Raw genomic sequence first — 26,381 nt, 5'->3', positions numbered from 1 at the left:
GAACGGCTATTTGGCACAGCCAAGGAATACCATAATCTGCGCTACACGAGGGAAAAAGGCAAGTCCAAAATGGAGGATAAGATTGGACTGACTTTGGCGTGCTTAAATCTCAAAAAACTGGTCAAAAGGATGGCGGGAGAGCCTTTTTATTTTGTCCAGATGAGATGGTTTAAGCGCCAAAACAGACATTTTTCACTAAAAATAGTAAAAAAGACAAACACCGAAACGATGTTTGTCTGCAATCTGAACCTGCCAGTCTTGGCAGGCTTTTTGCGTTGTCGAAAGGCTGGTGACTAGATGACTTGGAAACAACTTATGCTAGACATACCCGTCTATGCACCAGAACTCTTGGAAGAAATGAAAGCCATAGAGGAATACCAAACAGGCTTACTGAAAAAACTAGAAAGACAGGACAATGCCTTAGAGTTGGAGGCTGTTTACCAAGTGGAACAAGCTCGCCTGACCGATATTGTCAAAGGCTATCTGGACATCAAGCGTAAGCCTGGTCACTATGCCCAAGCAGAGCAGAAATTGGCAGATGCCCACGGTCAGTTAATCGGTTTCCGCAAACATCTTCTGAACTTGCTACAGAAAGTGAATGAAGAGGACTTAAAAAATTTTCAAGTCAGTCTGCGTTTACTACCTGGTCAACGGGAGTTGGTTGATCCTCAGGCTCTTTATCAGACCAAGAAGCCTGCTAATGAGCTACAGATAGAAGATGAACTCATTCGCCAGTTGACCAGCGGAGAGAGTCAGTGGGTCTACCGTCCTGAACTCAATAGTGAAGAACTCCTTTGGTCCAACTTTTTCGCCAAGCTAGAGGCCAATAACGTCCGCCATTTGGCTGACCATCCTCTGACAGACCAAGAAAAGCACCAAATTCGCAACCAGCTCAACTTTGTCAATTTCTACGAAGCTGCCAAGTGGCTAGCAGGTGAGAATGGAATTGCCAAGGTGCAAGTCCAGCGAGAAGATGCCAGTCTGGGAACAATCCGACTAGAGGTTATCTGGCGTCACAATGTCGCAGGGGGCAAGTCCAGTTATGAGGTTGTCAACCAAGTTGTGACAGGTGGTGATGCTGCCAGACAAAGACGGGGAGATGTGACCCTCTTGATTAACGGACTACCCATGATTCAGATTGAGCTCAAAAGCCGTTCCCATCCCTATATGGATGCCTTTCGCCAGATTCGCAAATACGAGCAAGAAGGTCAGTTTAAGGGTATCTTTTCGAGCTTGCAGATGTTTGTAGTGTCTAATATTACGGAAACCCGCTACATAGCAGCAGCCAAGGAATCCAAGCTCAACGACCGCTTCTTGACCAAATGGGTGGATAAGCACAATCAAGCCCAGCCCCATCTCTTTGACTTTGCCAGAGAGGTCCTTTCCATTCCCATGGCTCACCAATTGGTCATGCAATATTCGGTGATTGACGATGACAAAAAAGCCCTTATTCTGCTCCGTCCTTATCAAATTCATGCCATCGAAGCTATCAGAGAAGCCAGCCGTCTACGCCAGTCAGGATATATCTGGCATACGACTGGTTCAGGTAAAACCCTGACTTCTTACAAGGTAGCTCGCAATCTCCTGCAAATCCCATCCATTGAGAAGACGATTTTTGTCATTGACCGTACGGATCTTGACCAGCAGACCACCGCTGCCTTTCTATCTTACGCGGAAAATGACATGATAGATATTGACCAGACAGACGATACCCAGCACTTATTGAAAAATCTGTCTTCAGAAGACCGCCGTGTCGTCGTCACCACTATTCAAAAACTCAATACCCTCCTGCGTCAATTTGAAGAGGGGTTTCATGAGAAATTCCACCAACGTGTTAAGAACCTAAATCTAGCCTTCGTTGTGGACGAATGCCACCGGGCTGTCACCCCAGAACGCCAGCGGATTTTGGAACAGTTCTTTGTTAACTCACTTTGGTATGGCTTTACAGGTACTCCTATTTTCAAGGAGAACAAGCGGGAGCAAAAAGGTGATTTAGCCCAGACGACAGAAGAACAGTATGGGCCATGTCTCCATGAGTACACAGTCAAAGAAGCCATCCATGACCGAGCTGTTCTTGGTTTCCAAGTGGAATACCAGACCACCATGCCTGGCTGGGCTGAGGATGAAATCGAAGACGAGTTTTACGACGATGAGCGGCACATGCTGACGGTGTTGGATGCTATTTTAAACAAATCCAAACGCAAACTTGGTTTCCAAAACGGTGTAGGGAAAACCTATGAGGGCCTACTGACTGTCAAGTCCATCGCCCGTGCTCAAGCTTATTATGACCTGATACAAGAAGTCAAGGCTGGACAGAAGAGCCTGACAATTTCGGAATCAGTCAAAAAAGTCTTGCCTGATTTTCCAAAAGTTGCGATCACATACTCAGTATCTGAAAATGACGAGTCTTCCTTTGCTAATCAAGACTACATGAGCAAGAGCTTGGAGGATTACAATGCTATGTTTGGTACGCATTTCACTCTGGCGTCTCTTGGTTCCTATAATACTGACCTCAACGACCGCTTGGCACGCAAAAAAGACAAGTATGCCTTCCGTGAGGAGCAGTTGGACTTGGTCATCGTGGTGGATCGCCTCTTGACGGGCTTTGATGCTCCGTGCTTGTCTACCATTTTCATGGACAGGCAACCTATGAAACCTCAGCACATCATCCAAGCCTTTTCACGCACAAATCGTCTCTTTGACGAGGGCAAAAAGTTTGGACAAATCGTTACCTTCCAGACTCCAGAACGCTTTAAGGAAAGGGTTGACGAGGCCCTCAGTCTCTACTCAAATGGTGGCGAGTTTGCGGTGCTGGCTCCGACTTGGTTGGAAGAAAAAGCCAAGTTCACGGAAAAGGTTCAGCAGTTGTTGGCGATTGCCCCAAATCCTGAAATGGTTCCAGACCTAGATGCCAGCAGTGATGCCGAGTTGAAACGCTTTGCCAAGGCCTTCCAGGAATTTGACAAGCTCTTTGCCTCCGTACAGGTCTATGCCGACTACGAGCAAGAGGACATGCTCAAGGAAATCGGGCTTAGTCTGGAGGATATTGAGAATTTTTCTGGACAATACCAAAATGTCATTGAAGAACTCCGCAGACGGCGGAAGGATGACGAGGGCATAGAAGATACGCCTTTTGATATTGAATACGAGCTGGAGTCTGTCCGTACGGATGAAATCAACTACCACTATATCATCTCCCTCATCCAGAACCTGATTGACAGTAAAAATCAAGTCATTCCTGACAAGGAGAAAAAGATGGTGGACAACTACATCGCCGACTTAGACAAGACCAATCCCAAACTCTCCCAACTCATCTCCAAAATCTGGCAGGAAGCCCAAACCAATACCCAAGATTACAAGGGCCAATCCATCGCCCACAAACTTGACGAGATGATTGACCTAACCATCCGTGAACAAGTCGTATCCACCGCACGAGATTGGTGTGTTGGCGAAGACGAACTCCAGTTTATCGTGGACAACTACCGAGTTGGAAAGGATAAGCAAATCGGAGAAAAAGCCCTTGTTGATACCTACGATTATACAAGCTACAAGGAAAACAAGGGCGACCAAGCCCTCAACAAGCTCAAATACAAAAAAGCCCTCAAAGAGGACTATATGAACATGATTGCGGAAGAAATCCTGCCATTGAGGGGGAGATAAGTATAGCATATTTTGAGAGATGATAATGATGGAAATATGCATCTCAAGTTTTTCTAGTATGTTATCGACTTGAGTAGATTAATTACTTTCCTTTAAGAAAGTAAAAATGAGGTGATTATTATGGAATACGCACGTAGACTAAGTAGAGAGGTTGATGTTTGTTTAAAGCTGGAAAATCCATTCTCTGAAAAGGAGGTCACAAATACATTACTTGCTAGAGTAACTAGACCAAGTGTTGATATGACCTTTGTGAGCATGGCAAATGGATTTTTTGATACAGCTATCTTATATTTATCACACATAAAAGATAATGGAGAAGATGGTGATTGTGAAGTATTATGTATTTTGCATAATATATTTATTGCCTTGGAATTGTCTCTTAAATCAATTTATAGTGGTTTTCACCAATATACAAGCGAAGATTGGATGATAGTCCGTAGTCAAATCGAAACAGGTCATAAGTTGACAGTGTTAGTTGGAAAAATTAGAAGCTGCTATCAAAAAAGCACTTCGAAAGATCCTAAAAAAAATTGGGTTAACGATAGGCTGAAATTGATTGAACGCTTTGTAGAATTTACAAATAATGCAAATATTGATTTTCAAAGTACACGTTATCCGGTAAATCGAGATTCAAAAAGATATGAGTATATGACAAAAGATATTAGTGTGGATATACAGTTATTAGAAGAATGGATTTTGTTGCTATGTAAAGTGTGTAATGATTTATTTGCGATTCATGATTCGCTAGGTGAAGCACGCTCTTCATATTGAACATAAAAAGGAGATTAAATGAAAACAAACAATAATATCCCAGCCTATCGTTTTCAAGGCTACACTGACGCTTGGGAACTGCGGAAGTTGGGGGAAGTGGGAGAAATAGAAAGAGAGAGTGTCAACCCCAAACTTTCTCCGAACAATATTTTTGAGGAATATAGTATGCCGTCGTTTGATGTAAATAGAAGACCAGCTTATGTATTAGGGAAAGAAATGTTAAGTTCTAGATTGAAAATACAGCGTAGTTCTCTTTTGATAAATAAGCTAAATGTTCGTCAACAGCGTATCTGGTTAGTTGAAACTCCTTCAGAGAATGCTATTTGTTCTTCGGAGTTTATGCCATTTGTTTCGGAAATGGTAAATTTAGAGTTTTTAAGAGAATTTTTTCTATCAAATGAAACAACAAAAAAATTAGAAGAACTTTCCACAGGTACTTCTAACAGTCAGAATCGAGTTTCTCCAAAAGATATAATAAACTTTAAACTCGCCATCCCCACCCTCCCCGAACAAGAAGCCATCGGCACTTTCTTCTCCACCCTGGACCGCCACATCACCCTTCATCAGCGTAAGTTGGACACGCTCAAGGAGCAGAAGATGACCTATCTCAAACTCTTCTTTCCAGCCAAGGGACAAACCAAGCCAGCCCTCCGCTTCCAAGGCTTTGTGGATGATTGGAAAGAAGTAAAAGTTTCAGATATTTTTCAAGTCACTAGAGGTCAGGTTTTATCTACTAATTTAGTTAGCGATACAAAATCTGATGAATATCCATACCCAGTTTATTCCTCCCAAACTAAGAATAATGGATTGATGGGTTTTTACAAAGATTATCTGTTTGACACCGCAATTACATGGACAACCGATGGTGCAAATGCTGGTACAGTTAGGTTTAGAGAAGGTAAATTTTATAGTACAAATGTTAATGGTGTTTTGTTATCGGATGAGGGATACAGTAATATAGCAATATCAGAAATTTTGAACACTGTTGCATGGAAATATGTTTCCAAAGTTGGTAATCCAAAATTAATGAATAATATCATGTCTGAAATAATATTATTAATTCCTGGTGGTTTTGCCGAACAACAAGTTCTTTCCTCATTCTTCCAAACTCTTGACCAAGAGATTGCTCAGGTGGAGGACAAGCTAGCTAGCTTGAAAGAGATGAAAAAGACACTACTCCGTAAATTATTTGTATAACAGAAAAGGAAATCAAATGGCACAAGAAAACAACTCACAATCCCTTTACCAGTCCCTTTGGAATGCGGCGGATATTCTCCGTGGCAAGATGGACGCTAACGAATACAAGTCCTACCTTTTGGGCTTGATTTTCTACAAATACCTGTCAGATAAGTTGCTTTTGGCGGTGTGTGACAACCTTGATGAATCCTTTGATAGTTTGTCACAGGCTCAAAGGCTCTATGAAGAAAATTTTGCGGATCCAGATGTTAAGGAAGATTTGCTAGATGTCCTTGATGATGAGCTGGATTACTTTATCGAGCCTGGCTTGACCTTTACAGCCTTGGTAGCAAAAGTCCACACCAGCAACTTCCAGTTGGAAGATTTGGCACAGGGCTTCCGTGACATTGAGCAGTCCAACGAGATTTTTGAAAACCTTTTTGAAGACATAGACCTCTACTCTAAAAAGCTGGGACCAACACCACAAAAGCAGAATCAGGTCATTTCAGCCCTGATCAAAGAACTCCATGAACTCAACCTCAGTAACCATGATGGGGATGTCTTGGGGGATGCTTATGAGTACCTGATTGGTCAGTTTGCCAGCGACTCAGGTAAGAAAGCAGGCGAGTTCTATACACCTCAAGCCGTTTCCCACCTCATGACCCAGATTGTCTTTCTTGGACGTGAGCGCCAAAAAGGAATGACCCTCTATGACCCAACCATGGGATCTGGCTCTCTCCTTCTTAACGCCAAACGTTACAGCAAAGAGGCTTCGACCGTTTCCTACTTCGGTCAGGAGATTAACACCTCGACCTACAACCTGGCCCGCATGAACATGATGCTCCACGGTGTTGCCATTGAAAACCAAAAACTTCATGTCGGTGACACTCTTGATGCGGACTGGCCAACGACCGAGCCGACAGATTTTGATGGTGTGCTTATGAACCCACCTTATTCTCAGAAGTGGAGTGGAGATGCTGGCTTCCTGCAGGATGCACGTTTCTCTAGCTATGGAGTATTAGCCCCCAAGTCTAAGGCTGACTTCGCCTTTTTGCTACATGGTTTCTACCATCTCAAGCATTCAGGTGTTATGGCCATTGTCCTTCCTCACGGGGTTCTCTTTAGGGGAAATGCAGAGCAGAAAATCCGTCAGCACCTTCTAGAAGAAGGAGCCATTGACACCGTGATTGGTCTACCAGCCAACATCTTTTATAATACCTCCATTCCAACCACAGTCATCATTCTTAAGAAAAACCGCACCAGTAAAGATGTCCTCTTTATCGATGCATCTAAAGAATTTGACAAAGGCAAAAACCAAAATATCATGACCGATGACCATATCGCTAAGATTTTGAAAGCCTATCAAGAACGTCAAGATGTAGACAAGTTTGCCCACCTAGCTAGCTTTGAGGAGATTGTGGAAAATGACTACAACCTCAACATCCCTCGCTATGTGGATACCTTTGAGGAAGAGCCTGTTGTTCCACTAACAGAGCTTGCGGATAAGCTTGCTCAAACTGATAAGGAAATCGCAGAAACTTCAGCACAGCTTGAAGCCATGCTAGGTCAGCTAGTCGGTACCACACCAGAAGCTCAGGCAGAATTAACTGCTTTTCTGGAAAAATTGAAGTAGTTAATTTTATGTATTCGCTATCCTCCTAAACCAGTTCGTGATATAATTATTTCATGAATGACTTCAAAGGAGACAAAGATGACAAACTTAAAAGAGCAGGTTGGTATTAAGGCTGCGGAATTTGTTACGGATGGTATGGTTGTTGGTCTAGGGACTGGGTCTACAGCTTACTATTTTGTTAAAGAAATTGGCCGTCGGGTTGCGGAGGAGGGGTTACAAATTATTGGTGTAACGACCTCGCATGCTACGGCAGAACATGCTGCGTCCCTTGGGATTCCACTAAAAAATATTGACGAAGTTGAGTATGTAGACTTAACGGTAGATGGGGCTGATGAAGTAGATGGAGCCTTTAATGGAATCAAAGGTGGCGGAGCAGCTTTATTGATGGAGAAAATTGTTGCGGTCAATAGTAAAGATTGTATCTGGATTGTTGATGAATCCAAAGTAGTTGAAACGCTAGGAGCATTTAAATTGCCAGTAGAAGTGGTTCAATACGGTTCTGAAAACCTATTTCGCTTGTTCGAATCAAAAGGTTATCGCCCAAGTTTCCGAATGAGTGATGGTGAAAAACTTGTGACGGATATGAAAAATTATATTATTGACCTCGATTTACATCGGATTGAAGATTCACTTGCATTGGCAGAAGAATTGGATCGGACAGTCGGAGTTGTTGAACATGGTCTCTTTATTGGTTTGATTTCCAAGGTAATCGTTGGTACGCCTGACGGTCCTCAAATAGTTGAAAAATAAATAAAGTGAAAACGCTTCTCAATTACTAACAATGAGAGGCGTTTTTATGGTATAATGAAAATACGAACGTTCGAAGTTAATGAGAATTCGTTTCCAATTTTATAGATGTTTTTTGCTATCCATTGCTTGCAAACCCTATGAATGAGTATAGATTTTCTAGAATGGAATCTATGCTCTAGGTGCTCGGGGATGATCCGAGCACGAAGAAGGCAGCAGATAATGCATTTATTAAAAGATGAAATTCCAGATATTTTACTGGTATTATGGTTGGAAATTAATTTTCTGTAACTCATGATTTAAAAAAGGAGACAATTATGCCTAAATTTAAACGTGTTCACTTGGTTGTTATGGATTCTGTCGGAATCGGCGCAGCACCAGACTCAGATAAATTTTTCAATGCGGGTGTAGCAGATACAGAATCTGACACTCTCGGTCACATTTCTGAAAAAGCTGGGCTTGATGTGCCAAACATGGCAAAAATTGGTCTTGGCAATATTCCTCGTGATACAGCGCTTGCGACAGTTCCTGCTGAAAGCCATCCAACCGGTTACGTGACCAAGTTGGAAGAGGTTTCGCTTGGGAAAGACACCATGACAGGACACTGGGAAATTATGGGTCTCAATATTACTGAGCCATTTGATACATTCTGGGATGGTTTCCCTGAAGAGATTTTGACAAAAATCGAAGAATTCTCAGGTCGTAAAATCATTCGCGAAGCAAACAAGCCGTATTCAGGTACAGCTGTCATTGATGACTTTGGCCCTCGCCAAATGGAAACTGGGGAGTTAATCGTCTATACCTCCGCAGACCCTGTGCTTCAGATTGCAGCCCATGAAGATATTATTCCACTTGATGAGTTGTATCGTATCTGTGAATATGCTCGCTCGATTACCCTTGAACGCCCTGCTCTTCTTGGCCGTATTATCGCACGTCCATATGTTGGTGAGCCAGGGAATTTCTCACGGACTGCGAATCGTCACGACTATGCAGTGTCACCGTTTGAAGCAACAGTCCTCAACAAACTAGCAGATGCGGGTGTACCGACTTACTCAGTTGGTAAAATCAGTGATATTTTCAATGGTTCAGGTATTACCAACGATATGGGTCACACTAAGTCAAATATGCACGGTGTCGATGTCTTGCTTGAAACGTTGCAGTTGCCTGAATTCGAGGAAGGTTTTACTTTTACAAACCTAGTTGACTTTGATGCTGTCTATGGTCACCGTCGCAACATCGAAGGTTACCGCGACTGCTTGCAAGAGTTTGATGCACGTATTCCAGAGCTTATTGATGCGATGCGTGAAGATGACCTACTCTTGATTACTGCAGACCACGGCAATGATCCATCCTATGCTGGAACAGACCATACACGTGAATATGTGCCACTTTTGGCTTACAGTAAGTCATTCAAAGGAAATGGAGTCTTACCAGTCGGTCACTTTGCGGATATTTCAGCCACTGTTGCTGAAAACTTTGGTGTGGAGACAGCCATGATAGGTGAAAGTTTCTTAGGAGCTTTAGTTTAATGGAAAAAGTTGTGATTTATCATAATCCTGCATGTGGAACATCGCGCAACGTCCTTGCTATTATCCGACATGTAGGAATTGAACCTGAAATTGTTCATTATTTGGATACCCCACCAAGTGAGGAAGAATTGCATGGTTTATTGTCCAAAATGGGAATAACAGCTAAAGATTTGTTACGAACCAATGTACCACCATATCATGAAATGGGGATTGATTGGGAAAGTGCATCTGAGGATACTATCATTTCGGCAATGGTTGTTGAACCAATTCTTATCAATCGACCAATTGTTGTGAGCTCAAAGGGTGTTAAATTATGTCGTCCTTCAGAGACAGTTTTGGAATTATTGCCACCAATGAAAACACCCTATGTTAAAGAAGATGGTGAAGTAGTTTTGCCTTTATAAATAGTTAGATTCTTAGGGTTTATCAAAGATTATAGAAAGGAAGTTTAATTAGCTAAGCTAATTGAATTTGGACGACAGTCCAGTATCATTGAACTTATGACATTAGTAGAAAAAATTTATGAAACAAAAGCGTTCTTGGAAGAAAAAGGTCTAGTGAAACCTGAATTCGGTTTGATCTTGGGGTCTGGCTTGGGTGAATTAGCTCAAGAAGTTGAAAATGCCATTGTTATTGATTATGCAGAAATTCCGAACTGGGGCAAATCAACGGTTGTTGGTCATGCTGGTAAGTTGGTTTACGGTGATTTGGCAGGACGTAAAGTCTTAGCTCTTCAAGGTCGTTTCCATTTTTATGAAGGAAATCCTATGGAGGTCGTGACCTTCCCTGTTCGTGTCATGAAAGCACTCGGTTGTGAAGGTGTGATTGTGACAAATGCCGCAGGTGGTATCGGCTATGGTCCAGGTACCTTGATGGTCATTACCGATCACATCAACATGACAGGTCAAAACCCATTGATTGGTGCAAACTTGGATGAATTTGGTCCACGTTTCCCCGATATGTCCAATGCCTACACTAAAGAATACCGTGAAAAAGCCCATGCCATTGCGGAAAAATTGGGTATCAAGTTGGACGATGGTGTCTATTTAGGTGTGACAGGTCCTACCTATGAAACACCTGCAGAAATCTTGGCCTTCAAGACTATGGGTGCTCATGCTGTTGGTATGTCGACAGTACCAGAAGTTATCGTGGCAGCTCACTCAGGTATGAAAGTCTTGGGAATTTCAGCTATTACAAACTTTGCGGCCGGTTTCCAATCGGAACTCAATCACGAAGAAGTTGTAGAAGTAACCGAGCAAATCAAGGACAACTTCAAGGGCTTGGTGAAAGCTATCTTGGCTGAGTTGTAAATTGGTGAAAGTGAGAGTACAATGATTACTTTTCACACTCTTGCTTCAGTACTTTTATCGTTTTCCAATCTAAATAAGAAGAATAATTATCAAGAAAGGTAAGGATCTACATGTCTATCCATATTTCCGCAAAACCAGGTGAAATCGCTGATAAGATTTTACTGCCTGGTGATCCACTTCGTGCTAAATTTATCGCTGAAAACTTCCTTGAAGATGCTGTTTGTTTCAATGAAGTCCGCAATATGTTTGGCTATACAGGTACGTACAAAGGTCATCGTGTTTCTGTGATGGGAACAGGAATGGGTATGCCATCTATTTCCATTTATGCACATGAACTGATTAACGAATATGGCGTAAAAAAATTGATTCGTGTGGGAACAGCCGGTTCTTTAAATGAGGATGTTCATGTCCGTGAATTGGTACTTGCTCAAGGGGCAGCCACTAATTCAAAAATGATGAATATTGACTGGCCAGAATATGATTTGCCCCAAATTGCCGATTTTGAATTGTTGGATAAGGCTTATCATATTGCTAAGAAACTTAACTTGACAACCCATGTCGGCAATGTCTTGTCATCAGATAGTTTCTATTCTCCAAAGCTATTCAGTCGGAACTTAGAATTAGGGAAATTGGGTGTGAAAGCTGTAGAAATGGAAGCAGCCGCACTTTACTATTTGGGTGCTAAGTTTGGTGTTCAAACACTTGCCATTATGACAATTTCTGATAGTTTGGTGAATCCAGAAGAAGACACTACAGCTGAAGAGCGTCAAAACACATTCACTGATATGATGAAGGTTGGTTTGGAAACTCTGATTGCAGATGAATGATAAAAAATCTTGATTGCTAAAAAAACGCAATCGTTTGAAAGACGAACCAATTTCTATTTGTACGGAACTTGGCTTGTCTTTTTTTGTTGAATAAGGTATAATATAGAAAACGGTTACATTTTTTAACTGAAACAATCGTGAATACTTACATAAATAAGTTTCCAAAAGGAGGAAAAGAATGATCAACTTACAAAACTTTGTCCAGTCTATGTACGCCAAACGTATCGAAGATTGCACAGACCAAGAACTCTATTATGCTTTATTAGCCTTCACTAAACAACAAAGTGAAGCCAAGTATACCAACGATCAGAAGAAAAAAGTTTACTACATTTCAGCTGAATTCTTGATTGGGAAATTATTATCGAACAACCTAATCAATTTAGGACTTTATGATGAAGTGAAAAGTCAGTTGGTTGCAGCTGGCAAAGATTTGATTACCATTGAAGATATGGAACTAGAACCATCACTTGGCAATGGTGGTTTAGGTCGTTTAGCTGCCTGTTTCTTAGACTCGATTGCAAGTCTTGGTTTAAATGGTGATGGTGTTGGCCTCAACTATCATTTTGGTCTCTTTCGTCAATTATTTGCCTACCATCAACAGACTGCCGTTCCAAATGGGTGGATTACTCCGCATTCATGGTTAACGGAATCACCGATTTCTTATCAGGTGCCATTTGCTCACTTCACACTGACTTCAAAGCTCTATGATATTGATGTACCAGGTTATAAAATGGAACGGAAAAACCGTCTGCGCTTGTTTGACCTAGGCTCAGTAGATGATAATATCATTTACGATGGTATAGAATTTGATAAAGAAGACATTTTCCGCAATTTGACTCTCTTCCTTTACCCAGATGATTCGACGGATGAAGGAAAAGTCCTTCGGATTTTCCAACAATATTTCATGGTGTCCAATGCTGCGCAACTATTGATTGATGAAGCGATTGCCAAAGGTTCTAATCTGCATGATTTGCCTGATTACGCTGTAATTCAAATCAATGACACCCATCCTTCATTGGTCATCCCTGAATTGATTCGTTTGTTAGAACTTCGTGGTATTTCATTTGATGAAGCGGTTGAAATCGTGAAAAAGATGACGGCCTATACCAACCATACCATTTTGTCAGAAGCTTTGGAAAAATGGCCACTTGATTTCTTAAACCGTGTTGTGCCACATCTGGTACCATTTATCGAAGAATTGGACCGTCGTGCGAAAGCTGTCAAGAACGATCCAGCGGTGAACATTATTGATGAACAAGGGCGTGTTCATATGGCTCACATGGATATTCATTATGGCTATTCCATCAATGGAGTGGCGGCCCTTCACACAGAAATCCTGAAAACTTCAGAATTGAAGGCTTTTTACGAGCTTTATCCTGAGAAATTCAACAACAAAACAAACGGGATTACCTTCCGACGTTGGCTGATGCATGCGAACCCAAGTCTGGCAAGCTACTTTGATGGCTTAATCGGACATGGCTATCACCATGATGCGAGTGAATTGGAAAAGCTTTTGGATTTCAAGGGAAACAAGGAACTTAAAGACTGGTTGGAAGAAACCAAACAACATAATAAACGGAAATTGCAACGTCATATTTCGAAAACTCAAGGTGTACAGGTTAACCCTGAATCCATTTTTGATGTGCAAATCAAGCGCATGCATGAGTACAAGCGGCAACAAATGAACGTATTATATGTCATTTACAAATATCTGGATATCAAAGCTGGGAATATCCCAACCCGACCATTAACCGTATTCTTCGGAGGAAAAGCGGCACCAGCCTATACAACTGCCCAAGATATTATTCACTTAATATTAGTATTGTCACAAGTTATTCAAATTGACCCAGATGTTGCCCCACATTTGCAAGTGGTGATGATTGAAAACTACAATGTAACCGAGGCGAGTTATATTATTCCAGCAGCAGATATTTCCGAACAGATCTCTCTTGCATCTAAGGAAGCATCTGGTACTGGCAATATGAAATTCATGTTGAATGGTGCGTTGACAATTGGTACGGATGATGGTGCCAATGTAGAAATCCATGAATTGGTTGGTGATGAAAACATCTACATTTTTGGTCAAGACAGTCAAACTGTTATTGATCATTATGCAAATGGAACCTACCACCCATACGCTTACTACGAACGCGATACAATCCGTCCATTGATTGATTTCATTACTAGTGATGTCGTTCGTCATGCGGGTGGTATCGATGAACGTCTATGGCGCTTACAAGATAATTTGAAACACAATGACCACTTTATGACCCTCTTAGACTTGGAAGATTACATTTTAACCAAGGAACGCATGTTGACAGATTATGAAGACCGTAATAGCTGGCTTGAAAAAGTGATTGTCAATATTGCCAAATCTGGATTCTTCTCATCAGACCGTACGATTCAACAGTACAATGATGATATCTGGCATTTGGAAGCTAAATAGCATAAAAGTGGACAGATAATCTAAAAAAATCTCACTCTGAACAACATTAGAATAAAAAATAGCTTAGAATGAACGTTGCTGATGACGTCATTCAAAGCTATTTTTTATGTTAAAGACTAGTTATCCAGATTTATTTTTTTTTTGAATTTTATAGTCGAATGAATTAGCTTTCAGACAAGGAACTGAGACGCAGGCTGTACTAGAGTACGGCAAGGCGAAAGTGACGATGTATCAAAGCTAATTCAAATGACTATGTTTTTGAAGAATTGACCAATTACTGATCGTCCAAGGAAATTTCCAAGAACAAAACCGATTGTATTGAGCAGGATGTCACCAAGATCAAAGAAACCTAATGAGAAAGTGTACTGGCAGACTTCAATTATCAGAATTACACCAATAAAAAGAGTTATTTTTTTCCAAGAAAAGGGAACGAGCAATCCTAGGGGTAAAAATAATAAGAGGTTAAAGACTAAGACAGCTGGATTGAGAAAAAGGTCTTGTGTGAAGGTGGAAAAGATATTCCAGTTGAAACCCTTGACGCCGATACTTTTGAAAAATAGGAGATAAATGAGGAGAAGTATATAGCTAGAATAGAAAAAGTAGAGAGTTGGTCTAGAAATTTTTGGTCTATAAATTAATCGAAATATGTTAAAGCAAAATGCAGTCATTAACAGGATTGCCGCAAGTGTCGGAATGACATCATAGGTCATAAATATAGTCGAAAACTGGAAAAAAAGAAAAGTCATAAAAATCCAGCGGCAGACTAAAAATGACAGGATGAGATTGATGCTATCGTATATTCTTTCTTTGTTCATTAAAAGTCTCCTTTCATCTTTATTATACGAATATTTTAGAGTGAGGTAAAGTGTTGCTCCAAAAAAAGTTTTCATTGACAATGTGCTATAATAGATTTTATGAATAAACGACCGACATCAGCCTACATTCACATTCCATTTTGCACTCAAATTTGTTACTATTGTGACTTTTCCAAGGTATTCATCAAAAACCAACCTGTCGATGAGTATTTGTCTGCCCTCATGGAAGAGGTCAAGTTTTACGACCTCCCAGCCCTTCGGACCCTATATATTGGTGGCGGAACACCTTCGGCTTTATCAGCAGATCAATTAGACTACCTCTTGACCAATCTTGAGAATTTGTTGGATTTATCTCAACTGGAGGAATTTACTATTGAGGCTAACCCTGGTGACCTGACAACAGACAAAATTGAAGTTCTAAAAAAATCTAAGTGTAACCGCGTATCATTGGGGGTTCAAACCTTTGATGACCGTATGTTAAAAAAAATTGGTCGTAGTCATAATCAAGCCCAAATTTATGAAACCATTGCTTCACTAAAAGCAGCTGGTTTTCATAATATTTCCATAGATCTTATCTATGCGTTACCTGGTCAGACAATGGAGCAAGTCAAAGACAATGTTGCAAAGGCCTTAGAATTGGATATTCCCCATATGAGTCTCTATAGCTTGATTTTGGAAAATCATACGGTCTTTATGAATCGTCAACGCCGTGGAAATCTTCATCTCCCCAATGAGGACGTAGAATCTGATATGTTTGATTACATCCTTCGGGAGTTAGAAAAAAATGGTTTTGAGCACTATGAGATTTCTAATTTTACCAAACCAGGATTTGAAAGTCGTCATAATCTCATGTACTGGGATAATGCGGAGTATTATGGATTAGGGGCAGGGGCTTCAGGCTATTTGGATGGCATGCGTTATCGTAACCGAGGCCCGATTCAGCACTATCTCAAATCAATTCGTGAGAAGGGCCATTCACGTTTACATGAGGAATTCCTCAGTAAAACGGAGCAGATGGAAGAAGAGATGTTTTTAGGCCTGAGAAAGAAAACGGGTGTCTCGATTGAACGATTTGAAGAAAAATTTGGTATCTCATTTGAAGAACGATATGGTCAGGTTGTTAGAGACTTAATAAATGAAGGTCTCTTACAGGAGGAGAACCATAGGCTTAGAATGACGAAAAAAGGATTATTTCTTGGAGATACAGTAGCTGAACGGTTTATTATTGAAGAGTTGTAGAGGGGTGAGTTAAATGGGATTAAAATACCAAGAAAATCTAACTATTCCATTTGATATGTGTGATGTGCAACATGAAATTAAATTACCAGCTTTTATTTCATATTGTCTGGGAGTGTCAGGACGCCAATCAGAGTCAGTTGGACGAAGTGATGTATTCATTTTTGAAGAATTTGGATTAATCTGGGTAGTGACTGATTATGAGCTGAACATTCATCGCTTACCAACTTATAATGAATCCATCACCATTGTGACAGACGCGATTGCCTATAATAAATTTTTCTGCCATCGAATGTTCTATATTTATGATGAAAATGGCAATCTTTTACTCGATATACTCTGCTATTTTGTGTTGATTGATTTTGAAACTCGAAAGGTAGCTCCAGTTCCAGAAGTATTGATTGAGCCATTTCTATCTGAACAGGTCAAAAAATTACCACGGGCACACAAATACCATGAGCTGGATGCACCAATTGTTCAGGAGTTTTCGGTTCGCTATTTTGATTTGGATATGAATGGTCATGTCAACAATAGTAAGTACTTAGAATGGATGTATGAATCGCTAGGATACGATTTTCTGCTCTGCCATGTTCCTAAAAAAATTCAATTAAAATATATCAAGGAAGTAGCTCCTACAAGTCAAGTGAGTTCTAGATTGGTTACAACAGCATTACATAGCCAACACGAAATCGTTGTAGAGGGGCATATTCATGCACAAGCTACAATTGTATGGAGGGAAAGAGATGACGCAAGATAAGTGGTTGGATTGGGCTGTGCGTCTACAAGCCATCGCTCAAACAGGTTTAGCCTATGGGAAAGATGTTTATGATATTGAACGTTTTGAAGAAGTGCGGCAAATTGCGGCAGAAATGTTAGTGGAGCCTTCAGGGCAACCTTTGGAAGTAGTGAAAGAGCTATTTTGTAATGAATCTGGCTATCAGACACCGAAACTTGATACTCGCGCAGCCATTTTTCAGGATAACAAAATCTTGTTGGTTCAGGAAAATGATGGGCTTTGGTCTTTGCCTGGCGGTTGGTGTGACGTAGATCAATCGGTTAAGGATAATTTGATAAAAGAAGTAAAAGAAGAAGCGGGACTTGAGGTTGTAGCAGAACGGGTTGTGGCGATTTTGGACAAACATAAGAATAATCCAGCCAAGTCTGTACACCGTGTAACAAAGGTATTTATTCTTTGCAAGGTTATTGGTGGGGAATTTCAACCAAATTCGGAAACAATCGGCTCTGCTTATTTTGAACTGAACGACTTGCCACAGCTATCTTTAGGGAAAAATACACCAGAACAAATAGCTCTTTGTTTTGAAGCTAGTCATGCCAAACATTGGGAAACACGATTTGATTAAGGAGGAAAAATGACGTACCAAGGATACTTGATTGATTTAGATGGGACAATTTATGAAGGGAAAAAGCGCATACCAGCTGGGGAACGATTTGTACATCGATTGCAGGAACGACAAATTCCCTATTTATTTGTGACCAATAATACCACCCGCAGACCTGAAACGGTGCAGGCCATGCTGGCTGAGCAATTCAATATTGTGACGCCACTCGAAACCATCTACACTGCAAGTCTCGCTACTATCGACTATATGAATGATTTGGGTAAAGACAAGACCGTTTATGTAATCGGTGAAGATGGGCTAAAATCAGCTATTTATGAGGCAGGTTACGTTGAGGATACAACTAATCCTGCCTATGTCGTTGTTGGGCTAGACACTGATTTGACTTATGAAAAACTCACGATTGCTACATTAGCGATCCAAAAAGGAGCAACCTTTATTGGCACCAATCCAGATTTGAATATTCCAACTGAGCGTGGGCATTTACCAGGAGCAGGTTCATTATTGGCGCTATTAGAAGCTGCAACTCGGATCAAACCAGCCATCATTGGAAAACCAAAATCCATCATTATGGATAAGGCTTTAGAGATACTGGGAACTGAAAAGAGTCAGACAATTATGGTTGGTGATAATTATTTGACAGATATTCGTGCAGGTATTGATAATGGTTTTTCAACCCTTTTGGTACTTACTGGTTTTACGAAACCAGAAGAAGTAGCTCATTTACCAATTGCGCCAACCCATGTGTTGAATAGTTTAGATGAATGGAGCTTTGATGAAAACTAAACTACAAGTATTCGGAACGGTTTTATTTGTGCTGTCGGGTGCAATCCTTGCTACCATTTATTTGGCATGGCTAGTGTTTCCTGTTGAAATTTCTTATCTAGGGCTGGAAAAAAACGTCTATATGAAATCGGCAGATATCTCATATAATTTCAATATTTTGATGAACTATTTAACCAATCCATTTCAGACAGTTTTAGACATGCCTAACTTTTCTTCCTCAGTTGATGGTCTCAAACATTTCGCTGATGTGAAAAAACTATTTCATATAGCGCAAGGTGTGTTTGTTCTAAGTTTTCCCGCTTTTTTCTTGTTCATCAAACAGATTCTTTTAAAAGGCCATGGCTGGTTGGTTCAAAAAACCTTCTTGTGGATGATGCTTGCACCGATTGTCATCGGCTTAATGGGGCTTCTTATAGGATTTGACCAATTCTTTGTTCTTTTTCATACGGTCCTTTTTCCTGGTGATTCTACTTGGTTATTTGACCCAGCCAAGGATCCTGTCATTTATATTTTACCTGAGGAATTTTTCTTGCATTGCTTTATTTTATTTTTTGTTTTTTACGAAGTGTTCTTCGGGGCAATGCTTGCGTGGTCTCGAAAAAGCAATCAATTGGCAAGTTGACCTAGGATAGATTTTTATGATTTAAAATCAAAAAAGATTGACAAACGGATGCATTCATAGTAAAATGATAAAGACTTTGAAATTGAGGGGAGTGAAAAAAATGTCAAAAACAGTAGTACGCAAGAACGAATCACTTGATGATGCTCTTCGTCGTTTCAAACGTGCGGTTACTAAAGCTGGTACTCTTCAAGAAACACGTAAACGTGAATTCTACGAAAAACCATCTGTAAAACGTAAACGTAAATCAGAAGCAGCTCGCAAGCGTAAAAAATTCTAATTGAATTTAAGACAGCTTTTGGGCTGTTTTTTATTTACATTTTACCTTACCTAACTTATAATAGATATGTAGAATTGAATCAAGTCACATTTTTCATGAAAAAAGGAGTTTTTGCATGAGTATTTTAGTAACAGGTGGTGCTGGTTATATTGGTAGCCATACAGTTGTTGAATTGTTAAAATTGGGTAAAGAAGTTGTCATTGTTGACAATCTTTCTAATTCAAGTATTTTGGTTTTGGATAGGATTGAGGAGATTACAGGAAAGAGACCGACCTTCTATCAGCTAGACGTAGCAGACAAACAGGGATTGCGTCAGGTATTCGAGAAAGAAAATATCGAGTCAGCGATTCATTTTGCTGCATTTAAGGCAGTAGGAGAATCAGTTCAAAAACCTGGTGCTTATTACGAAAATAATATCATGTCCATTCTTTCATTGGTTGAAGTGATGGCTGAGTATGATGTGAAGAAAATTGTCTTTTCATCTAGTGCTACTGTTTATGGCAGTTTTAATCCCTCTCCTTATCAAGAGGACATGCCAGTAGGAGTTCCAACTAGCCCGTATGGTCAAACGAAAGTCATGTGTGAACAGATTCTTCGCGACATTTATGTTTCTGATCCAGATTGGTCTATTTCGTTGTTGCGCTATTTCAATCCAATTGGAGCTCATGAGTCAGGCTTGATTGGGGAAGATCCGTCAGGCATTCCAAATAACTTGATGCCATTTGTAGCTCAGGTAGCAGTTGGGAAACGTGAATTTCTCAATATTTTTGGAAATGAATACGATACGCCAGATGGGACTTGCGTACGAGACTATATCCATGTTGTTGATTTGGCCAAAGGACACGTACGAGCATTAGAAAAATTAGATGAAGCTAATCAGGTTTATACATATAACCTAGGTTCTGGTCAAGGAACAAGTGTCTTAGAATTGGTAAATACTTTCATTCAAGTAACTGGTGTAGATGTTCCGTATCGCTTTGCACCAAATCGAGCAGGAGACCTTCCGTCCTTTTATGCGAATGCAGATAAAGCTCTGGCTGAACTAAACTGGAGAACAGAAAAAACAATTGAAGACATGTGTCGAGATACGTGGAACTGGCAATCGAAAAATCCAAATGGATACGAAGGATAAGACAAGATGTGAGTGGAGGCTCACATCTTCTTTTTCCAACAAAAAAGACAGGTAATTCACCTGTCTCATCAATCAAGAATTATTTTTTCAATAAATCACGGATTTCAGTAAGCAATTCTTCTTGTGTTGGAGCAGCAACAACCACTTCTTCCTCAACCTTCTTAGGCAATGCTTTTTCAGCAGCTTTAACGATGAAGAAAAGAACAGTACCGATGATCAAGAAGTTGATAACAGCGCTCAAGAAGTTACCGTAAGTAACACCGTTCCAGCTCAAATCAGCAATCTTATCTGCACCAGCAGCTTTCAAAGCTGGGTTCAACAAGAGTGGAGTAATCAAATCAGTAACGAATGAATCGATGATGGCTTTGAAGGCCGCACCAAAAATTACTGCAACAGCAAGGTCAATAACATTTCCTTGGAATAAAAATGCTTTTAAATCTTTCAACATATCCTAAATATGTCCTTTCATAAATATTTTCTTTTTCTATTATAACCGCTTTTCTTTTTTTTACAAGTATAACGACTTGAAAGTTTTACTTTTCAAGAAATTTATTATACAATATAGAATGTTAAAATGTGCAGATTCTCTGGATTTATATGGGGGTAACCGGTGTTAGCAAAAGAAAAAATAAATGAGCTTAAGCAATCGGTTAACATTGTAGATATTATTGGTGAGTCGGTTGCGCTTACCAAAGCGGGGCGTAATTATTTAGGTTTGTGTCCTTTTCATGGGGAAAAAACACCTTCTTTTAACGTAGTTGAAGATAAGCAGTTTTATCATTGTTTCGGTTGTGGTAAATCAGGAGATGTTTTCAAATTTATTGAAGATTTCCGTGGCGTTACATTTGCTGATGCCGTGGCAATTATTGCAGAAAAAGCTGGTTTTCAAACTGAATTCATTCCCACTAATCAGCAGGCAGAATCAAGACAGCATCCCCATCAGGTTCTTTTTGATATACACAAGGATGCCGCAAAATTTTATCATGCCTTCTTAATGACGACGAAGATGGGTGAAGAGGCAAGGAGATACTTGCATCAACGTGGTTTGACTGATGAAGTGATTCAAACTTTTCAAATCGGTCTCTCACCACCTGAGCAAAATATCCTTTATCAAAAATTATCAGCAGAGTACAATGAGGCAAACTTACTACAGTCGGGCTTATTTAACCCGAGTGAAGGGGATATGATATATGACGCATTTCAAGGTCGAATTATTTTTCCTTTGAGTGATGAATATGGTAGAATTATCGCATTCTCGGGTCGTATTTGGACGAAAAAAGACCAAGAGAATAAGCAACTAGCCAAGTATAAAAACTCTCGCAGCACGCCGATTTTTAATAAGAGCTATGAGCTGTATCATTTGGATCAGGCTAAGGCTACTATCAAAAAACAACGGGAAGTGTATCTAATGGAAGGTTTTTTGGATGTCATTGCGGCGCATCGGGCTGGTATCGAAAATGCCGTTGCCTCCATGGGAACAGCATTGACACAAGAGCATGTTGGTCACCTTTCTAAATTTTGTAAAAAAGTTGTCCTTACATACGATGGAGATAAAGCTGGCCAGGCTGCAACTATGAAAGCACTGGATGAGTTGCAAAATTTTCAGATAGACATAGTCAAGTTTCCTGATAATATGGACCCGGATGAATTTTTACAGAAGAATTCTCCAGAGGCACTGCAACAGATATTGGAAAAATCAAGGATGAGTGATGTTGAGTTTTTAATTCAGTACCTCAAACCTGAAAATCCTGATAACTTGCAAATGCAAATTGAATTTGTTGATAAGATTGCACCGATTATTGCAAAAACACCATCGATTACTGCTCAAAATTCTTATATATACAAAGTGGCAGATTTATTGTCTGATTTTGACTATACACAAGTTGAGTTAGCGGTCAACAATGCACGACTGCAACAACGGCAAGAACGGTCAGTACAAGACAATAGCCAAACTGATCGATCAAGGCTGTTGCCAGTCCAACCGCTTGTACGTGTAACAAGCTTGGTACGAGCTGAAAATCATTTACTGTCTCGGATGGTGGAACACGCTTATATTTTAAATGAATTTCGATTACGAGATGATTTTTATTTTGCGACTCCTGAACTTCAAGTCCTATATGAAGTTTTAAGGGAGCAGGGAGAAATCACGAGTTTTGAATTGTCTCAAATGGAAGCTTCAGTTCAGCAGGCATGGTATCGAATGTTGGAAGAACGTTTGCCAGAAGAAGTTGCTCAGGGTGAAATAGAAGAACTTGAGCATAGACGAAATAAAGAATTATTGAAAAAGGAGAATCAGTTAATTTCGCGAAATATTCGTGAACAGTCCCATATGGGAAATAGTGACATTGCACTTGATGAGTTGCAACAATTGCTCGAAAGAAGAAAACAAATGGAGTAAATATGACAAATAAAAAAGATAAAAAAACAGAAGTAACAACCTTTGATATTCAAGTTGCAGAATTTATTCGTAACCATAAGAAACAAGGGTCTGCTACCGATGATGAAATCAATGACCAATTAGTTATCCCCTTTACATTGGATGCGGATGGTATTGATGATTTGCTTCAGCGTATTCAAGATGCCGGAATTTCGATTGTTGATAAAGAAGGTAATCCATCGGCACGGGCATTACAAGTTGAAGAAGAACCAGAATTATCTGACGAAGAATTGCTAGGAAGTAATTCGGCAAAAGTAAATGATCCTGTTCGGATGTATTTGAAAGAGATTGGTGTTGTTCCACTTTTGACCAACGAAGAGGAACAGGAATTAGCCTTGGCAGTAGAAGCTGGTGATCCAGAAGCAAAACAACGTCTGGCAGAAGCCAACTTGCGTTTGGTTGTTTCTATTGCGAAGCGATATGTTGGTCGTGGTATGCAGTTTCTTGATTTGATCCAAGAAGGAAATATGGGTTTGATGAAAGCTGTTGACAAATTTGATTACTCAAAAGGATTCAAATTTTCAACATATGCGACATGGTGGATCCGTCAGGCCATTACTCGTGCTATCGCAGATCAGGCTCGTACCATTCGGATTCCAGTACATATGGTGGAAACAATCAACAAATTGGTCCGTGAACAACGTAATCTTCTCCAAGAGTTAGGTCAAGATCCGACACCGGAACAAATTGCAGAACGTATGGATATGACTCCTGAAAAAGTTCGTGAAATTCTTAAAATTGCTCAAGAACCTGTTTCCCTTGAAACACCTATCGGAGAAGAGGATGATAGCCATTTAGGAGATTTCATCGAAGATGAAGTGATTGAAAACCCAATTGACTATACAACTCGTGTTGTACTGCGTGAACAATTAGATGAGGTATTGGATACTCTTACTGATCGTGAAGAAAACGTATTGCGTCTTCGTTTTGGTTTAGATGATGGTAAAATGCGCACGTTAGAAGATGTTGGTAAAGTCTTTAACGTAACCCGTGAACGCATCCGCCAAATCGAAGCCAAAGCCCTCCGTAAACTCCGCCACCCATCCCGCAGCAAACCACTCAGAGATTTTATTGAGGATTGATTTTGTCTGGGAGACAAAATCAACCGCTCGCTGAAAACTAGAAACGAGCGAGGAATAAGCCTACGGATAGGCTTTCTCAACGTCCGCCTAGAAATCCGAGAGCGGACAAGTTCGGTGGCACTTATCAGGTCGCTTGCTAAAAATTTGAAACAAGCGAGGGTCCGGGGGAGGTTTTGACACAAACTTCGTTTGGTTCATTTCTAGTATTGAACTTATGAAAAAGAAAGAGAGAAAAATGGCGTATACAGAAGATCAAATTAAAGATATCCAGGAGCGTATTTTTCAAGCTCTTGAAGATGTGATTGACCCCGAACTAGGGATAGATATTATCAATCTAGGGTTAATTTATGAAATTCGTTTTATTGATGGCAAAGCTGAAATTGATATGACTTTGACCACAATGGGCTGTCCCTTAGCTGATTTGATTACAGATCAAATACATGATGTTTTAAAAGATGTCCCAGAAGTGACTGAAGTGGATGTAAGACTGGTCTGGTCACCGGCTTGGACTGTTCAAAAAATGAGTCGTTATGCTCGTATTGCATTAGGAATTAAGTAATATAGATATGTGATGGTTTCGAACGTTCGAAACCATTTTTTAAAGAATGTTTGTTTTTTTGAATAAAATATTACAAATTCTACTTGTCAAAGGGCAATTTCCGTGTTACAATAAACAGGCCTAGGAAAAGTAGCGATACCTATTCTAGCAAATATCAGACCTATATGGGACAGAAAATTGTCATAACCAAAGCCTACGGACAGGCGGGTCGAATGCCGAAGCGTGGCGAAAGCCACATTATTGATTGAGTTAAAAGCTCAAATTTTATAAGTTGATTTTAGGGTTTACCCTAATTCTTACATCAAATTTTAGTGTGGTGAAAGCACACGTCATCTTGTGAAACGGTCAATAAAGTACGTATATATTTGCACTGGAGAGTAGGAAACGGTAGGCACATAAACTCAAGAGAAGAATAAAAAACGTCAATAACGATTGTAGAGCAGGAGATACCCTGCTCTTTTTTACTTGTTTAAAAAGGGCAAAGATAAGATGTTGTACTATAAGTAAAAACAAAGGAGTTTTTCTACATGAAAAATCAACACCAGGCCCCTATTTATGAGGGATTGGTCAAATTAAGACGCAAACGGATAGTTCCTTTTGATGTTCCGGGTCATAAACGGGGACGCGGAAATCCAGAGCTTGTTGAGCTTCTAGGTGAGAAGTGTGTTGGCATTGATGTCAATTCCATGAAACCCTTAGATAATTTAGGGCATCCTGTTTCGATCATTCGTGAAGCAGAAGAATTGGCAGCGGAAGCATTTGGAGCCAGTCATGCTTTTCTTATGGTTGGAGGAACTACATCTTCAGTCCAGACCATGATTTTAGCAACATGTAAGGCAGGGGATAAAATTATCCTTCCTCGAAATGTTCATAAATCAGCCTTGAATGCTTTGGTTTTATGTGGGGCTATTCCTGTTTATGTTGATATGACCGTTCAGCCAAGGATTGGAATTGCTCTTGGACTGGAGAACGATGCATTTGCACGGGCGATTGTTGAGCATCCAGATGCAGTCGCAGTTTTGATAAATAATCCAACTTATTATGGTATTTGTTCGGATGTAAAAACTCTCACTGAGATGGCCCATAAAGTTGGTATGAAAGTTCTAGTGGATGAGGCTCATGGGGCTCACTTGCATTTTTCTGATCAACTTCCTTTATCCGCTATGGATGCTGGTGCCGATATGGCTGCTGTTTCCATGCATAAATCAGGTGGTAGTTTGACACAAAGTTCCCTTTTGTTGGTAGGGCCTGAAATGAATGTTGAATATGTTCGTCAAATTATCAACCTAACTCAGTCTACTTCGGCATCTTACTTACTTTTGTCTAGCTTAGATATTTCAAGGAGAAATCTGGCTCTCCGTGGGAAAGAGTCTTTTGAAAAAGTCATTGAAATGGCTGAATATGCTCGTCGTGAAATCAATGCAATTGGCGGTTATTATGCCTATTCAAAAGAATTGATTGATGGACAGTCTGTGTATGATTTTGATGTGACAAAACTTTCTATTTACACACAAGGTATTGGCTTAACTGGTATCGAAGTCTACGATCTTCTGCGAGATGAATATGATATTCAGATTGAATTTGGTGATATTGGAAATATCTTGGCCTATATTTCAATTGGAGACCGTTTGCAAGATATTGAGCGGTTGGTGGGTGCTTTAGCGGATATCAAGCGCTTGTATTCACGTGATGGTTCTGATTTAATTTCAGGGGAATACATCCAGCCTCAATTGGTCTTATCCCCTCAGCAAGCATTTTATGCAGAACGTGAGAGTCTCTCGCTACAAGATGCTGTTGGACAGGTTTGTGGGGAATTTGTTATGTGCTACCCGCCTGGCATTCCGCTTTTGGCACCAGGTGAACGAGTGACCCAGGAAATTGTAGATTATATTATTTTTGCCAAGGAACGTGGCTGTTCTGTTCAAGGAACAGAGGATCCAGATGTTAATTTTATCAATGTGATTAAGGAGAAATAGGC

Annotated in this window: 23 protein-coding genes and 1 pseudogene; 22 read left to right on the top strand and 2 right to left on the bottom strand. The window is 40.2% G+C overall.

What is annotated here, in order from left to right; genetic code table 11:
- The 11 genes and pseudogenes from K6V48_RS12090 to glgP all read left to right on the top strand — a co-directional run.
- Positions 1-297 (top strand): annotated as a pseudogene (locus K6V48_RS12090) (hypothetical protein); the annotation flags it as partial.
- A complete protein-coding gene (locus K6V48_RS05365) occupies positions 298-3,660 on the top strand; it encodes a type I restriction endonuclease subunit R (protein WP_261311048.1) in 3,363 nt (1,120 codons plus the stop codon).
- Positions 3,661-3,780: 120 nt separating this feature from the next.
- Complete coding sequence (locus K6V48_RS05360; RefSeq protein WP_172103619.1) at positions 3,781-4,431, top strand: hypothetical protein; 651 nt, start codon at positions 3,781-3,783, stop codon at positions 4,429-4,431.
- An 18-nt stretch (positions 4,432-4,449) separates the two neighbouring features.
- A complete protein-coding gene (locus K6V48_RS05355; RefSeq protein WP_222368385.1) occupies positions 4,450-5,628 on the top strand; it encodes a restriction endonuclease subunit S in 1,179 nt (392 codons plus the stop codon).
- Positions 5,629-5,644: 16 nt separating this feature from the next.
- Positions 5,645-7,240: a type I restriction-modification system subunit M gene (locus K6V48_RS05350; RefSeq protein ID WP_222368382.1), complete on the top strand. Its 1,596-nt coding sequence runs from the start codon at positions 5,645-5,647 to the stop codon at positions 7,238-7,240.
- A 78-nt stretch (positions 7,241-7,318) separates the two neighbouring features.
- Positions 7,319-7,990: a ribose-5-phosphate isomerase RpiA gene (gene rpiA / locus K6V48_RS05345; RefSeq protein WP_222368379.1), complete on the top strand. Its 672-nt coding sequence runs from the start codon at positions 7,319-7,321 to the stop codon at positions 7,988-7,990.
- Positions 7,991-8,304: 314 nt separating this feature from the next.
- Positions 8,305-9,516, top strand: coding sequence for a phosphopentomutase (locus tag K6V48_RS05340; RefSeq protein ID WP_172055661.1), 1,212 nt, complete (start codon positions 8,305-8,307; stop codon positions 9,514-9,516).
- Entirely contained in the window at positions 9,516-9,920 is a 405-nt protein-coding gene (gene arsC, locus K6V48_RS05335; protein ID WP_222368376.1) for an arsenate reductase (glutaredoxin), read from the top strand. The genes K6V48_RS05340 and arsC overlap by 1 nt, the downstream gene beginning before the upstream one ends.
- A 96-nt stretch (positions 9,921-10,016) precedes the next feature.
- Positions 10,017-10,826: a purine-nucleoside phosphorylase gene (locus tag K6V48_RS05330; protein ID WP_222368374.1), complete on the top strand. Its 810-nt coding sequence runs from the start codon at positions 10,017-10,019 to the stop codon at positions 10,824-10,826.
- A 110-nt stretch (positions 10,827-10,936) separates the two neighbouring features.
- Positions 10,937-11,653, top strand: a complete 717-nt coding sequence (gene deoD / locus K6V48_RS05325; protein ID WP_222368372.1) for a purine-nucleoside phosphorylase — start codon at positions 10,937-10,939, stop codon at positions 11,651-11,653.
- Positions 11,654-11,831: 178 nt separating this feature from the next.
- A complete protein-coding gene (gene glgP / locus K6V48_RS05320) occupies positions 11,832-14,099 on the top strand; it encodes a glycogen/starch/alpha-glucan family phosphorylase (protein ID WP_222368370.1) in 2,268 nt (755 codons plus the stop codon).
- 242 nt (positions 14,100-14,341) lie between these two features.
- Here the strand turns inward: glgP and K6V48_RS05315 are convergent, their stop codons facing one another.
- Positions 14,342-14,767, bottom strand: coding sequence for a VanZ family protein (locus K6V48_RS05315; RefSeq protein ID WP_261311051.1), 426 nt, complete (start codon positions 14,765-14,767; stop codon positions 14,342-14,344).
- Positions 14,768-15,013: 246 nt separating this feature from the next.
- On the opposite strand from K6V48_RS05315, the gene hemW reads away from it, so the two are divergent.
- The 7 genes from hemW to galE all read left to right on the top strand — a co-directional run bounded on the left by hemW (position 15,014) and on the right by galE (position 20,325).
- Positions 15,014-16,153 (top strand): radical SAM family heme chaperone HemW, encoded by a 1,140-nt coding sequence (gene hemW / locus K6V48_RS05310; RefSeq protein WP_222368364.1) that lies wholly within the window; start codon positions 15,014-15,016, stop codon positions 16,151-16,153.
- Between the two features lie 13 nt (positions 16,154-16,166).
- A complete protein-coding gene (locus tag K6V48_RS05305; protein ID WP_222368361.1) occupies positions 16,167-16,907 on the top strand; it encodes an acyl-ACP thioesterase domain-containing protein in 741 nt (246 codons plus the stop codon).
- Positions 16,894-17,511 carry an NUDIX hydrolase N-terminal domain-containing protein gene (locus tag K6V48_RS05300; RefSeq protein WP_222368359.1) on the top strand — a complete coding sequence of 206 codons (618 nt, stop codon included), beginning with the start codon at positions 16,894-16,896 and terminating at the stop codon, positions 17,509-17,511. Before K6V48_RS05305 ends, K6V48_RS05300 begins: the two co-directional genes overlap by 14 nt.
- A gap of 9 nt (positions 17,512-17,520) precedes the next feature.
- Entirely contained in the window at positions 17,521-18,294 is a 774-nt protein-coding gene (locus K6V48_RS05295; protein WP_172024578.1) for a TIGR01457 family HAD-type hydrolase, read from the top strand.
- Entirely contained in the window at positions 18,284-18,916 is a 633-nt protein-coding gene (locus K6V48_RS05290) for a TIGR01906 family membrane protein (protein WP_172038518.1), read from the top strand. The genes K6V48_RS05295 and K6V48_RS05290 overlap by 11 nt, the downstream gene beginning before the upstream one ends.
- 100 nt (positions 18,917-19,016) lie before the next feature.
- Complete coding sequence (rpsU, locus tag K6V48_RS05285; protein WP_000048054.1) at positions 19,017-19,193, top strand: 30S ribosomal protein S21; 177 nt, start codon at positions 19,017-19,019, stop codon at positions 19,191-19,193.
- Positions 19,194-19,308: 115 nt separating this feature from the next.
- On the top strand, positions 19,309-20,325 hold the full coding sequence (gene galE, locus K6V48_RS05280; RefSeq protein WP_172038517.1) for a UDP-glucose 4-epimerase GalE: 1,017 nt from the start codon (positions 19,309-19,311) through the stop codon (positions 20,323-20,325).
- Between the two features lie 79 nt (positions 20,326-20,404).
- Here galE and mscL read toward each other — a convergent pair whose 3' ends face one another.
- Positions 20,405-20,773 carry a large conductance mechanosensitive channel protein MscL gene (gene mscL, locus K6V48_RS05275; RefSeq protein ID WP_222368356.1) on the bottom strand — a complete coding sequence of 123 codons (369 nt, stop codon included), beginning with the start codon at positions 20,771-20,773 and terminating at the stop codon, positions 20,405-20,407.
- 162 nt (positions 20,774-20,935) lie between these two features.
- Between mscL and dnaG the strand changes: the two genes are divergently transcribed.
- The 4 genes from dnaG to K6V48_RS05255 all read left to right on the top strand — a co-directional run bounded on the left by dnaG (position 20,936) and on the right by K6V48_RS05255 (position 26,379).
- Complete coding sequence (gene dnaG / locus K6V48_RS05270) at positions 20,936-22,723, top strand: DNA primase (protein WP_172066384.1); 1,788 nt, start codon at positions 20,936-20,938, stop codon at positions 22,721-22,723.
- Between the two features lie 2 nt (positions 22,724-22,725).
- Positions 22,726-23,844 (top strand): RNA polymerase sigma factor RpoD, encoded by a 1,119-nt coding sequence (gene rpoD / locus K6V48_RS05265; protein ID WP_172016399.1) that lies wholly within the window; start codon positions 22,726-22,728, stop codon positions 23,842-23,844.
- A gap of 235 nt (positions 23,845-24,079) precedes the next feature.
- On the top strand, positions 24,080-24,403 hold the full coding sequence (locus K6V48_RS05260) for a metal-sulfur cluster assembly factor (protein WP_024392443.1): 324 nt from the start codon (positions 24,080-24,082) through the stop codon (positions 24,401-24,403).
- Positions 24,404-24,930: 527 nt separating this feature from the next.
- On the top strand, positions 24,931-26,379 hold the full coding sequence (locus tag K6V48_RS05255; protein WP_222368353.1) for an aminotransferase class I/II-fold pyridoxal phosphate-dependent enzyme: 1,449 nt from the start codon (positions 24,931-24,933) through the stop codon (positions 26,377-26,379).
- Positions 26,380-26,381: the final 2 nt, after the last annotated feature.

Origin of the sequence: Streptococcus suis (assembly GCF_019794555.1) — a bacterium.
Lineage (GTDB): Bacteria > Bacillota > Bacilli > Lactobacillales > Streptococcaceae > Streptococcus > Streptococcus suis_AB.
The sequence above is the reverse complement of the archived record's forward strand: the minus strand, read 5'-3'. Positions and strand labels throughout refer to the sequence as shown.